At 74.1% G+C, this 11,438-nt stretch carries 14 protein-coding genes and 1 riboswitch; of the genes, 1 reads left to right on the top strand and 13 read right to left on the bottom strand.

Translation table 11 applies throughout. The features are described 5' to 3' along the window. Nucleotides 1-8: 8 nt before the first annotated feature. The 6 genes from OEB99_RS09885 to OEB99_RS09860 all read right to left on the bottom strand — a co-directional run bounded on the left by OEB99_RS09885 (nucleotide 9) and on the right by OEB99_RS09860 (nucleotide 4,359). Nucleotides 9-926, bottom strand: a complete 918-nt coding sequence (locus tag OEB99_RS09885) for a diacylglycerol/lipid kinase family protein (RefSeq protein WP_263509886.1) — start codon at nucleotides 924-926, stop codon at nucleotides 9-11. Then, complete coding sequence (gene tatC / locus OEB99_RS09880; protein WP_318011401.1) at nucleotides 923-1,654, bottom strand: twin-arginine translocase subunit TatC; 732 nt, start codon at nucleotides 1,652-1,654, stop codon at nucleotides 923-925. The genes OEB99_RS09885 and tatC overlap by 4 nt, the downstream gene beginning before the upstream one ends. A gap of 64 nt (nucleotides 1,655-1,718) precedes the next feature. After that, complete coding sequence (gene tatA / locus OEB99_RS09875; RefSeq protein WP_263509884.1) at nucleotides 1,719-1,940, bottom strand: twin-arginine translocase TatA/TatE family subunit; 222 nt, start codon at nucleotides 1,938-1,940, stop codon at nucleotides 1,719-1,721. Nucleotides 1,941-2,012: 72 nt separating this feature from the next. Next, the gene (locus tag OEB99_RS09870) at nucleotides 2,013-2,339 is read right to left on the bottom strand and encodes a hypothetical protein (RefSeq protein WP_263509883.1); all 327 of its coding nucleotides are present in this window, start codon (nucleotides 2,337-2,339) and stop codon (nucleotides 2,013-2,015) included. 60 nt (nucleotides 2,340-2,399) lie between these two features. Continuing rightward, the gene (locus OEB99_RS09865; protein ID WP_263509882.1) at nucleotides 2,400-3,368 is read right to left on the bottom strand and encodes a helix-turn-helix transcriptional regulator; all 969 of its coding nucleotides are present in this window, start codon (nucleotides 3,366-3,368) and stop codon (nucleotides 2,400-2,402) included. Next, entirely contained in the window at nucleotides 3,361-4,359 is a 999-nt protein-coding gene (locus tag OEB99_RS09860) for a helix-turn-helix transcriptional regulator (protein ID WP_263509881.1), read from the bottom strand. Before OEB99_RS09860 ends, OEB99_RS09865 begins: the two co-directional genes overlap by 8 nt. A 33-nt stretch (nucleotides 4,360-4,392) precedes the next feature. On the opposite strand from OEB99_RS09860, the gene OEB99_RS09855 reads away from it, so the two are divergent. Continuing rightward, nucleotides 4,393-5,523 (top strand): DUF3866 family protein, encoded by a 1,131-nt coding sequence (locus OEB99_RS09855; protein WP_263509880.1) that lies wholly within the window; start codon nucleotides 4,393-4,395, stop codon nucleotides 5,521-5,523. 4 nt (nucleotides 5,524-5,527) lie between these two features. On the opposite strand, the gene OEB99_RS09850 is transcribed toward OEB99_RS09855, so the two are convergent. From OEB99_RS09850 to fmt, 7 genes are all read right to left on the bottom strand, one after another. Beyond that, nucleotides 5,528-5,980, bottom strand: a complete 453-nt coding sequence (locus OEB99_RS09850; protein ID WP_263509879.1) for a PH domain-containing protein — start codon at nucleotides 5,978-5,980, stop codon at nucleotides 5,528-5,530. 36 nt (nucleotides 5,981-6,016) lie between these two features. Next, nucleotides 6,017-6,862, bottom strand: coding sequence for an ATP phosphoribosyltransferase (gene hisG / locus OEB99_RS09845; protein WP_263509878.1), 846 nt, complete (start codon nucleotides 6,860-6,862; stop codon nucleotides 6,017-6,019). Nucleotides 6,863-6,934: 72 nt separating this feature from the next. After that, the gene (locus OEB99_RS09840; RefSeq protein ID WP_263509877.1) at nucleotides 6,935-7,198 is read right to left on the bottom strand and encodes a phosphoribosyl-ATP diphosphatase; all 264 of its coding nucleotides are present in this window, start codon (nucleotides 7,196-7,198) and stop codon (nucleotides 6,935-6,937) included. Between the two features lie 81 nt (nucleotides 7,199-7,279). Further along, a complete protein-coding gene (locus OEB99_RS09835) occupies nucleotides 7,280-7,999 on the bottom strand; it encodes a nicotinamide mononucleotide transporter family protein (protein WP_263509876.1) in 720 nt (239 codons plus the stop codon). 83 nt (nucleotides 8,000-8,082) lie between these two features. Next, nucleotides 8,083-8,226, bottom strand: a riboswitch (FMN riboswitch). Between the two features lie 101 nt (nucleotides 8,227-8,327). Further along, on the bottom strand, nucleotides 8,328-8,990 hold the full coding sequence (rpe, locus tag OEB99_RS09830; RefSeq protein WP_263509875.1) for a ribulose-phosphate 3-epimerase: 663 nt from the start codon (nucleotides 8,988-8,990) through the stop codon (nucleotides 8,328-8,330). 19 nt (nucleotides 8,991-9,009) lie between these two features. Beyond that, nucleotides 9,010-10,479, bottom strand: a complete 1,470-nt coding sequence (locus tag OEB99_RS09825) for an RsmB/NOP family class I SAM-dependent RNA methyltransferase (protein ID WP_263509874.1) — start codon at nucleotides 10,477-10,479, stop codon at nucleotides 9,010-9,012. Then, a complete protein-coding gene (gene fmt, locus OEB99_RS09820; protein WP_263509873.1) occupies nucleotides 10,476-11,432 on the bottom strand; it encodes a methionyl-tRNA formyltransferase in 957 nt (318 codons plus the stop codon). The genes OEB99_RS09825 and fmt overlap by 4 nt, the downstream gene beginning before the upstream one ends. Nucleotides 11,433-11,438 lie beyond the last annotated feature (6 nt).

Genomic DNA, 11,438 nt, shown 5'->3' with positions numbered 1-11,438 from the left:
GCCTCAGCCTAGGCGAGCAGGCGGACCGCTCCGGGCACCACCTCGGCGGCCAGCGGCAGCGGGCCGATCCGCTCGCCGTCGGCGTACCCGGCCGGGGGCAGCGGTCCGGCGTGCGACGGTTCGAGGAGCACGCTGCGCGCTCGGACCACGGTGCACGCCGGATGGTTCACGTGCGTGCCCGGGTACACCTTCGGGAAGAGCCCGAGCACACCCGAGCGGCTGAGCGGTCCGGCGATCACCACGTCGAGCAGCCCGTCGTCCCAGGTCGCGTCCGGCGCGATGTTCATCCCGCCACCGAACGACCGGGTGTTCGCGACCGCGACCAGGGTGACCGACTGCTCCCAGACCTCACCGTCGAGCGTGATCCGCAGCCCGTACGGCCGGAACCTCGTCAGCTCGGCGACCAGCGCCCGGACGTAGCGGGTCGTGCCCCGCGGCCAGGTGAGCTGGTTCGCCCGCTCGTTCACCGCGGCGTCGAGCCCGGCCGAGAGCACCGCGAGGTACCACCGGGTCGCCTCGTAGCCCGGCGCGCCGGTGCGTACCGCGTCGACGGGTCGCCCACCGTTCTCGAGGCCCTGCTCGATCCGCCGGATCGACGCACCGACGTCGTGCAACGGCAGACGTGCGGCGCGCGCGACGTCGTTGCCGCTCCCGGCGGCGACGACACCGAGCGGGAGATCCGTGCCGGCGACCACGTTCGCGCCGAGGTGCACCATGCCGTCCCCGCCCACGACGACCAGGGCGTCCAGGCCGTCGACGACCGCCTGGCGCGCCTGCCGCTGCGCCAGGTCGATGTTCTCCGCCGTCAGGTCGATCGGGTCGTGACCCCGCTTGGCGAGCTCGGCCAGCAGGTCGCCACCGCGGCGGGCTCCTCGGCCGTGGCCGGCCGTGGGGTTCACCACGACGCCGAGCCGGGCGCCGCTCACGCCGGCTCCGCGGCGATCCGCCGGGCGCGGCGGCGGTCGAAGAGCGCTCCGATCCCGATCGCGAGGAAGTAGAGCGCGACCATCGGCACGGTGAGGGTCAGCATGGTGAGGGCGTCACCGGTCGGCGTGGCGATCGCGGCGAACACGGCGGACAGCAGCACCGCCCAGCGCCATCCGGCGAGCCACGTGCGGGCCCGGACCACCCCTGCCGCGGTCAGCCCGACCATGAGCACCGGGAGCAGGAAGGCGACGCCGAACGCGAGGACCATGCGCATGACGAACTCGAGGTAGTCGGTCGCCGAGATGATGTTCCCGGCGCCGGTCGGCGTGAATCCGGTGAGGATCGCGACGGCCTTCGGCATGAGGACCCAGGCGACCCCGGCACCGAGCAGGAACAACGGCACCGCCGCCCCGACGAAACCGAGCGTGTACCGTCGCTCGGTCTTCGTCAGCCCGGGAGTGACGAACGCCCAGAGCTGGTAGATCCACCACGGGCTGGACAGGATCGCACCCGCGAAGAGGGCGACCTTCAGCTGCACGTCCAAGGGCGCACCGATGCCGGGGAAGTTCAGCAGCACCTCCGACCCACGCTCGTCGGCGAGCTCCACGACGGGGCGCTGCAGCGCTGCGAAGAGCGGCGGGTAGAGGATCCACCCGACGACCGCGCCGACGAGCAGGCCGGCCGCCGCGAGAAGAGCGCGGTTGCGCAGCTCGCGTACGTGATCCATGAGAGGCATGCGCCGCTCGGGGTCACGCGGAGCGCGACGCTGTGGCCGGCGAGCGGGCGCTCCCTCAGGCCTTGGGCTGCTCACCGTCGTCGGAGTCGTCCCCGTCGTCCGCGCTGCCCTTGCCGGTGACCTCGTCCTTGAAGATCCGGGCCGACTTTCCCATGCTGCGCGCGAGTCCGGGCAGCCGCGAGGCGCCGAACAGGATGAGGACGATGAGCAGGATGACGAGCCACTCGTATCCCCGCAGGTTGGCCAGCATGTCGCCCTTTCGTCCGGCTGACGTCATGGTAGCCCCGCGGCGGCGGACTGCCATCACGAGAGCAGCGGGCCGCTGAGGGCACCTGGCCGGGGCGCGTGGTCAGCGGGAGAAGCTCTGCCAGCGGCGGAACGTCGCCTCACGCCGGGCGGCACGGCGTGCCGCCCGCTGCGCCATCACCTCGGCCGCGGCGGCGCGCTTGGCGCGCGCCCGCTCGACGTCGTCCAGGTTGACCGGGTCGACCGGGTTGGCCGCTGCGACCGTGTCGGCGAGCTCGGCAGTGCGGGCCTCGAGGCGCTCCGCGACCTCCTGGGCGCGCTCGAGCTCGGTCATCAGAGCCCGCCCGGAACGGAACAGCCGCCGCCCGAGGAAGAAGCCACCGACGACGGTGCCGACGACCAGCACCGTCCAGACCGTGAACCAGAGCACGCCCACAGGCTAGTGCCCCGGCGCGTCGCACCGCCTACCGGCCGGGCGTGACGGCGTGCCTCACTGCGTCAGGCCGAGGCGCCGGTAGGTGTCCAGCGCGCGCCCGGCCGCGTCGCCCGCGTCGAGGAGCGCCTCGGGTGGGTCGACGTCCCGGAGGAACGGGGCGAGCCGCAGGACCAGGCCCCGCAACCAGGCCGGCGACGAGACCCGCAGCTCCATCGTGAAACCGTCCTCGTCCTCGACGATCTCCTCCGTCGGGAGCTGCTCGGCCGCCCAACGGGCCCGTCCGTCGACCGACAGCCGGACCACGGCGTGCTCGGCCATCGGCTTGAACGCGGCGTCCGAGGGGGGTGCCGGTCTCGTGGTCGCGGGAGCCTCGAGCACCTCGGCAGCGAGCACGCGGTCCAGCCGGAACAGGCGCTCGCCGCCGGACCCGTGGCACCACGCCTGCAGGTATGAGCGCTCGTCGCCCGCGACGACCTGCCACGGGTCGACGTCCCGCTCGGTGACGCGGTCCGCCGCGTCGACGTAGCGCAGGTGCAGCCGCCGCCGCTCGCGCAGCGCCGTGCGGGCTGCGGCGAGCACCGCGGGATCGCCGTCGACGGTGAGCTGGACGTCCACCGTCGCGGCCGCGTCACCGGTGGCCTGGGTCAGGGCGTCGAGGGTCGAGGTGAGCACGGCGCGCTCGGCCGGCTCGAGCGCGTCGCCGACCGAGGCGTCGAGAGCGCGCAGCGCGGCGAGGAGCGCGACGGCCTCGCGCGTGCCGAGGCGCAGCGCGCGCGCCATGCCTCGGGACTGGGTGAGTCGCAGGACTCCGGAGTCCAGCGAGTCGGCGTCGAAGTCGATCAGGTCGTCCGGGAAGTAGCCGGGCGTGCCGGACATCCAGAGCGTGTCGACGTCGCGGAGCACCTGCACGGGGCTCACGTCGAACTGGGCGGCGACCTGGTCGACCTCGACACCGGGGTGACGGTCGAGGTAGGCGACGAGTCCGAGGAGGCGCACCAGGCGCTCGGGTGTCCGCTCAGCCATCGTTCCTCCGCAGCGGCGCCGCAGCGGTGACCGCATCCCGCAGCCGACGGAGCACCGACTCGCGCAGCGAGGCGGGCTCCAGGACCACCACGGCGTCGGTGTACGCCGCGATCTCGTCGGCCAGGTCGCTGGCGCGGGTGTACGGCACGGCGACGAGGTCCCAGCCGTCCGGCGCCTCCGGGCCCCCGGAGAGGTCCTGCGCGCGGGCCCGCAGCGCCCCACCGCGCTCGGGGACGATCGCCAGCCACGCGGTGCGGGACTCCGCCTCGCGCGCGACGTCCACCAGCGCACGCGGGTCGATGTCGTCGGGCACCACGAAGGCCCCCGGTGCCCCCACGGCGGCGACCGGGCCGGCGATCCGGCTGAGCCGGAAGACCCGCGGCGCGCCCCGGTCGCGGTCCAGGCCCACGAGGTACCAGCCGCCACGGTCGGCGATCAGGCGCCACGGCTCGACGATCCGCTCGCGCACCTCCCCCGTGCTGGCCGCCCGGTACGTGAACCCGACCGCCTGACGCTCGGCCGCGGCGTCCAGCAGCGGTCCCAGGGCCGGACCGGCCGGGTGCATGCGCGGCGCGAGCCCGATCACCGCGTCCGGGTCCGCCGGACTCGATCCGACCACCCGCAGCTTGGTGAGCGCCCGTCCCGCATCGACCCGCAGCACCTGGTCCTGCCAGAACTCGGCGGCCAGGGCCAGGACGCCGAGCTGAGCGGCCGTCAGCTCCATCGGCGGCAGCGCGTAGGCGTCCGGGTCGACCCGGTACCCCTGCTCGTCGCCGTGCGCTGCCCCGGTGACGGTGAGTACCGGCACCCCGAGGTCACGCAGGATCTCCTTGTCGCGCTCGAACATCCGTTCGAACGCGTCGTTGCTCGGCGCGTGGTCGTACCCCGCGACCGAGGCGCGGATCTGTTCCTTGGACATCGGCGCGGTGGTGTTCACCAGCGCGATGACCAGGTTGAGCAGCCGCTCGGCTGCGGGCAGGGCGTCACTCATCACGGGCAACGCTAGCGCCGGTAGGTTGCGGGGGTGATCTCATGGCGCGCGGGTCGGGTCGTGTCGATCGGTCGGCGGTGGCCGGGAGCGGTCGAGCTGACCGTCGTGGTGGAGTCCGCCCCCGCCGGGACGAGCGGTGCGACGGCCGGTGAGACCCTCCGCGGCCTCGCCTACCCGACCCTGGTCGGCGAGCCGGTCGAGGGCGATCGTGTCCTGCTCAACGTCTCGGCCCAGGTCCGGGGGCTGGGCACCGGCGGCTATGCGCTGGTGGTCGCCCTGCCCGATCGGCTGCCGCCCGACCCGGCGCCCGGCCCGGGGCACCTCGTGAAGGCCCGGTACACCCCGCTCCAGGCCATGGTGCTCGGCGTCGACGAGCAGGAGTCGGACCAGCACGCGGCGCTGGCCGAGGCCGACTCGCTCGGTGGCATGCCCGTGGTCGTCGCGGACCTGCACTCGGCGCTGCCCGCGGTCGTGGCAGGGGCACGGTGGGCGGCGGCGCGGGACGGGAGGCCCGCCCCGCGCGTGGCCTACGTGATGACCGACGGCGGCGCGCTCCCGGCCTGGTTCTCGCGCACCGTGGCGGACCTTCGTGCCGCGGGATGGCTCGCGACGACCGTCACGGTCGGCCAGGCGTTCGGTGGCGACCTCGAGGCCGTCACGGTGCACACCGGTCTGCTCGCCGCCCGGCACGTCGCCGATGCCGACCTCGCCGTCGTCGCCCAGGGACCCGGCAACCTCGGGACCGGCACGCGGTGGGGGTTCTCCGGGGTGGCGGCGGGCGAGGCCGTGAACGCCGCGGGCACGCTCGGCGGTCGCGCGATCGCCTCGCTCCGGGTCTCCGCCGCCGACCCGCGCGAGCGGCACCAGGGCGTCTCGCACCACTCCCTGACCGCCTACGGCCGGGTCGCGCTGCACCCCGCCGACGTCGTGGTGCCGGTGTCCGACGACCCGGCCCGGGCGCAGTTCCTCGCCCGCGTCGCCGCAGATGCCGGGTCGCTGTGCCCGCCGCATCGCCGGGTCGACATCGACACCCCGTCGGGACTCCGCGACGCACTGGCCGCCGCACCCGTCCGGCTGTCCACGATGGGCCGCGGGCTCGACGACGACCCCGAGGCGTTCCTCGCCGCGGCGGCTGCGGGGGTGCACGCGGTCACGGCGGTCTGAGCGCTCAGTCGTCCTGGTCGGTCGCCGAGTGCAGTGCCACCAGGGTCGCCAGCCGGCTGGCCTCGACGGTGCCCCGCGGTCCGTCGGACGACTGGATGCCCATCACCGCGAGGGTGTCACCGTCCGCAAGGTCGAGCTGCACCCAGGGCCGCCCCTGACCGAACCGGACCGAGACGATCTCGGCCCACGCGACCTTGCGGGTGACCAGCAGGTTGCGAACCACCAGGCCGTCGGCCTCCGGCACCGCGCGCACCGTGGCCTGGCGGGACAGGAACCAGGCCGCGAGCACCCCGACGGCGGCGATCCCGATCCGGTCGCCCAGGGCCACGGTGCCCGTGGGCACCGCAGCAGGGAGCAGTACCGCGATCCCGATCATGAAGACGAGCAGCGCCACCGCGACCGCCCACGCGACGAGTCGCGCAAGGCGGGGCCGGAACGGTGCGTGCAGGTCATCCACGGGCTCGCCCCTCGGGTCAGTCGTGCACGTGCCGCCTCAGAGCCGGCACGCGTGGATCGAGGTCACCAGGATCGCGCGCGCACCGAGGTCGTACAGCGCGTCCATCACCGCGTTGGTCTGGTCGCGCAGCACCATGGCGCGCACGGCGCTCCACTCGGAGTTGTGCAGCGGCGAGACCGTGGCGGACTCGAGGCCCGGGGTGAGCTCGACCGCCGCCTCCACGAGCGTGTTCGGCACGTCGTAGTCGAGCAGCACGTAGCGCTGCGCGACGAGCACGCCCTGGAGGCGCCGGGTGAGGACCTCCACGGCCGCGGGGACCTCGCGGCCGGCGGGGACGATCAGCACGGCCTCCGAGCGGAGGATCGGGTCGCCGAAGATCTCCAGGCCTGCGGCCCGCAGCGTCGACCCGGTCTCCACGACGTCGGCGACGACGTCGGCGACCCCGAGCTGTACCGCGGACTCGACCGCCCCGTCGAGCCGCACGACCGTGGCCTCGACGCCCTTGCCGGAGAGGTGCGCCGTGACCAGACCCGGGTAGGAGGTCGCAACCCTGCGCCCGGCGATCTCCGAGACGCTCGCGACCGAGTCGCGGCGGGCGGCGAACCGGAAGGTCGATCCGCCGAAGCCGAGGGCCATGTGCTCCACGGCAGCGGCGCCGGAGTCGAGCAGCAGGTCACGCCCGGTGACCCCGGCGTCGATCGTGCCGGAGCCCACGTACTCGGCGATGTCCCGCGGGCGCAGGTAGAAGAACTCGACGTCGTTCTCCGGGTCGACGAGCACGAGCTCGCGCCCGTCGCGGCGCTGGTGGTAGCCCGCCTCCTTGAGCATCGAGGCGGCGGGCTCGGACAGCGAGCCCTTGTTGGGGACGGCGATGCGCAGCATGGTTCCTCGGCGGTCGGTGCCGACGGGAGGGAGCTCCGGGCGCCGACCGCGCGCACCCGAGGCCCACAGCGGTCACAGGTGGGCGTACACGTCCTCGAGGCTGAGCCCCTTCGCGACCATGAGCACCTGGAGGTGGTAGAGGAGCTGGGAGATCTCCTCGGCGGTGCGCTCGTCGCCCTCGTGCTCGGCGGCCATCCACACCTCGGCGGCCTCCTCGACGATCTTCTTGCCGATGGTGTGCACCCCGGCGTCGAGCCAGCGCACCGTGCCCGACCCCTCGGGGCGGGTCGTGGCCTTCTCGGAGAGCTCGGTGAACAGCGCTTCGAAGGTCTTCACGGACGTCAGCCTAGAGGCAGCCCCGAGCCCGGGGACCGCACGTCCACGTGCGAGACCCCGGGCGTCGGGGACGGTCCGCCGTCACGCGGTGACCGTGTCCTTGACGTCCTCGGGCTCGATGTCCGGCTTCTCCTCGCGCGAGGCCTTGAGCCACACCACGAAGCCCCAGATCACGAAGATCGAGTAGAACGCGTAGAGCACGGCCGTCGGGACGAAGTTGTTGTAGTAGAGGAGCGGAACGCCGACCAGGTCGACGCCGATCCAGACCAGCCAGAACTCGTTCCAGCCGCGGGCCATCGCGTAGGTGGCCAGGAAGGACCCGACGAAGATCCACGCGTCGGCCCAGAAGTACCAGCGCGGGGCGGGCCAGCCGGCCCCCAGCCAGGCGAACAGCTGCTGGAACAGGGCCATCCCGGCGAACCAGCCGACCACGAGGAACACCCGCTCCCCCGTCGTCGCCCAGCGGGGCACGATGGCCGGCGCGTCGGACCCGTGGTCGTTGAGCCTGCGCACCTGGTTCCACCGCCACCAGCCGTAGACGCTGGTCGCGATGAAGAAGATCTGTCGGCCGGACTGGCCGAACAGCGGCGCCCGGCCGTCCGCGGCGTCGAAGGTCACCGTGATGTAGACGGCGAACAGGATGAGGTTCCCGACGATCCCGATCGGCCAGGCCCACACCTTGCGCCGCATCCCGAGGATGGCCGAAGCCAGTCCGAACGTGACGCCGATGATCTCCATCCAGTGCAGCTGGTAGGGACCGATCTGGATGTAGGCCGCGTAGAGGTTCCTGATGAGGTCCATCTGTGGTGCTCGTCCTCCGTCGTTCCAGTGGCACAGGCTCCGGGGACGACGCGAGACACGTGCACGCGCGGGTGCACCGAGCTCGACGTGCTTCCTCCCATCCGGACTTTCACCGTCGGTCCTGGAGTTTCACCAGGTCAACCGACTCGCCCGGCCGAGTGGCCGCACGAGTCGGGTCGCGGACTGTCACCGCCGGTTCGGACTTGCACCGACCCCGGAGCACGTTCGTGATCAGTGTGCCACACCACGACGGCGCGTCCGGCGGGTCGCGTGCACGGCCCCGAAGCGGATCGACCCGGGGCCCGTGGGGCTCGGCCCCGGGCGAGCGTCAGTGGCGGTGCCGGGTGGCGAGGTCGCGGAGCTCGGCGATGCGGGCGCCCGCGTCCTGCGAGCCGTACACGGCGGACCCTGCAACCATGACGTTCGCGCCGGCGTCCGCTGCGCGTGCGACCGTGTCGGCCGAGATCCCGCCGTCGACCTGGACCCAGACGTCCAGGCCACGATCGTCGATCACCCTGCGCACGGTGGCGATCTTCGGGAGCATCGCGTCAAGGAAGGACTGGCCACCGAAGCCGGGCTCGACGGTCATCACGAGGAGCATGTCGATCTCGTCCAGCAGGTCGAGGTAGGGCTCGACCGGCGTTGCGGGCCGCAGCGCGAGGCCGGCCCGGGCGCCCCGAGCACGGAGCTCGCGCGCGAGCCGGATCGGAGCCTGCGCGGCCTCGGCGTGGAAGGTCACCGACGAGGCACCGGTCTCGGCGTAGCCCGGGGCCCATCGATCGGCGTCCTCGATCATCAGGTGGACGTCCACCGGCAGCGGCGAGACCTGGACGAGTCGCTCGACGACCGGCAGCCCGAGCGTCAGGTTGGGCACGAAGTGCTGGTCCATCACGTCGACGTGCACCCAGTCCGCGTCGCGGATGCGTTCCAGCTCAGCGGCGAGGTTGGCGAAGTCGGCGGACAGGATGCTCGGGCTGATCTGGACGGCCATGGGCGACAGTCTGCCGGGTTCAGGCCCGGCGCAGGAGCGTGAGGTGCATCGCGTCGGTCCCGTGCACGTGCGGCCACAGCTGGGCGTGCGGGCCGGGGCCGAGGTCCAGTCCGCCGGCCACGGCGCGCAGCGCCTCGGTCGCGTCCAGGAGCGTCACGTCGTCGCGCCGCTTCACGACGTCCTCGACCACGAGCCTCGTCTCGGCGACGTGCGGCGAGCAGGTCACGTACCCGACGACGCCGCCCGGTGCGACCGCGTCGAGCGCCGAGGCGAGCAGCTCACGCTGGAGCCCTCCGAGGAACCCCAGGTCCGACGGCGTGCGGCGCCACCGTGACTCGGGGCGCCGACGCAGGGCGCCCAGGCCCGTGCACGGTGCGTCCACCAGCACGCGGGCGAACCGACCGGGCTCTGCGGCACCGAGGCCCCGGCCGTCGCCGACGTGCACCTCGACGTTCGGCAGGGCCCGCACGGTCGCGCGGACGAGATCGGCCCGGTGCGGCTGGACCTCGTTGGCCACCAGGGTCGCCCCGCGCTGCGCCGCGAGGGCTCCGAGGAGTCCGGACTTGCCACCCGGCCCCGCGCACAGGTCGAGCCACTCGGTGTCCCCGAGCCCACCCTCGAGCGGCACCCGTGCCAGGGCGAGGGTGACGAGCTGGCTCCCTTCGTCCTGGACGGCGACGTACCCGTCGCGCATCCCCGGGGCGTCCCGCGGGTCGCCGCCGGCGAGCCGGATCGCGGTGGGTGCCCACCGTCCCGGCTCCGCTCCCGGGAGGGCCGCGAGAACCGCGTCACGGTCGGCGAGGCCCGGGCGGACCACGAGCGTGACGACCGGTGCGGCGTTGTCGGCTTCGAGCAGGGCCGGTAGGTCTTCCGCGGGACGGCTGTCGGCGAGCAGGGCCTGGCGAAGCCCGCGCACCACCCAGGCCGGGTGCGAGTGCAGGACCGCGAGGCGCTCCACCTCGTCGCCGGTCTCCCCCAGACGCACCCACCAGTCCTCGGCGGGCGTGTCGGCGACCCGCCGGAGCACCGCGTTGACGAGCTGGGCGGGCCCGGCGCCGACGCGGGACCTGGCCAGCGCGACCGTCTCGGAGACCGCAGCGTGCGCGGGGACGCGCATCCCGAGCACCTGGTGAGCGCCGAGTCGCAGCACGTCGAGCAGCGGAGGGTCGAGCTCCGCCACGGGCCGGTCGGCGGCGATGGCGAGCACGGCGTCGTACCGACCGCGCAGCCGGAGCGTCCCATAGGTCAGCTCGGTCGCGAAGGCCGCGTCGCGACCGCGGATGCCACGGCGCCGCAGCAGCGGCGGGAGGACGAGGTTCGCGTAGGCGTCGCCCGCCGCGACCTCGCGCAGGACGTCGAACGCCACCTCGCGGGCAGGATCGCCCGAGCGCGCCCGCTCGGCCGGCCGCTGGCCGCTGCGGCGGCCCTGGTGGCTCGCGCGGGCCGCGCCGCGCTCGCGGCCGCGCGCATCGCGGCGCCCGTCGCTCACGCGTCGGCCTGCGGCTCGCCGCCACCGAGGCGGGTGTCCGGTGTGAGCCGTGCACCGCGGGCCCAGTCCGCCGCCGGCATCATGCGTCGACCCGCCGGCGCGACCGCGCCGAGCTCCACGGGGACGGTCGCGGTGCCCACCAGCACCTCGTGGCGCCCGACGGACACCGCCCCGGGTGCCAGCGGCTCTGCGTCCGAGCGCGGCCGCACGGGGCCGACCTTGAGACGTTCACCGGCCGGGTCCGTCGTCCAGGCGCCGGGCGACGGGGTGCAGGCACGGACCCGCCGGTCGACCGCAATGGCGGGGTGGTCCCAGCGGACGCGGGCGTCGTCCGCAGTGAGCCGAGGTGCGAGGCTCACGCCGTCCTCGCCCTGCGGCTGGGGCGCGAGAGCACCCGCGGCGATGCCGTCCACCGTGGTCGCCAGCAGTCCGGCACCTGCGTCGGCGAGACGCCCCAGCAGGTCCCCGGAGGTGTCGCGCGGACGGACCGTCTCGGTGAGGGTGCCGTAGACCGGCCCGGTGTCCACCGGACCCGCCTTCAGCCGGAAGGTCGTCGCACCCGTGACTTCGTCGCCGTGCAGCAGGGCGTGCTGCACGGGCGCGGCCCCGCGCCACGCGGGGAGCACGGAGAAGTGCAGGTTGACCCAGCCGTGCCGCGGCAGGTCGAGCAGGTCCGCGGGCACGAGGCCGCCGTAGGCCACCAGGACGCCCAGGTCCAGGTCGAGTGCTTCGAGGTCCGAACGGACCGCGGCGTCGCGCAACGTGGCCGGAGTGAGCACGGCAACGCCGGCCGACTCCGCGGCCTGGCGCACCGGGCTCGGCACCAGGCGGCGGCCCCGGCCCGCCGGGGCGTCGGGGCGGGTCAGCACGGCGACGACCTCGTGCTCCCCGCCGAGGAGGCGCGCCAACGACGGCAACGCGACTTCCGGGGTACCGGCGAACAGCAGACGCACCCGTCG

This window comes from Actinotalea endophytica, from assembly GCF_025717005.1.
GTDB lineage: Bacteria > Actinomycetota > Actinomycetes > Actinomycetales > Cellulomonadaceae > Actinotalea.
This window is presented reverse-complemented; position numbering and strand designations above follow the sequence as displayed.

Coding starts and splice junctions, on each gene's coding strand:
- OEB99_RS09865 (WP_263509882.1), bottom strand. CDS start 3,368: ATGGCTGAGCGGACACCCGAGCGCCTGGTGCGCCTCCTCGGACTCGTC.
- OEB99_RS09835 (WP_263509876.1), bottom strand. CDS start 7,999: ATGGACCTCATCAGGAACCTCTACGCGGCCTACATCCAGATCGGTCCC.
- OEB99_RS09860 (WP_263509881.1), bottom strand. CDS start 4,359: ATGAGTGACGCCCTGCCCGCAGCCGAGCGGCTGCTCAACCTGGTCATC.
- tatC (WP_318011401.1), bottom strand. CDS start 1,654: ATGGATCACGTACGCGAGCTGCGCAACCGCGCTCTTCTCGCGGCGGCC.
- hisG (WP_263509878.1), bottom strand. CDS start 6,862: ATGCTGCGCATCGCCGTCCCCAACAAGGGCTCGCTGTCCGAGCCCGCC.
- tatA (WP_263509884.1), bottom strand. CDS start 1,940: ATGACGTCAGCCGGACGAAAGGGCGACATGCTGGCCAACCTGCGGGGA.
- rpe (WP_263509875.1), bottom strand. CDS start 8,990: ATGGCCGTCCAGATCAGCCCGAGCATCCTGTCCGCCGACTTCGCCAAC.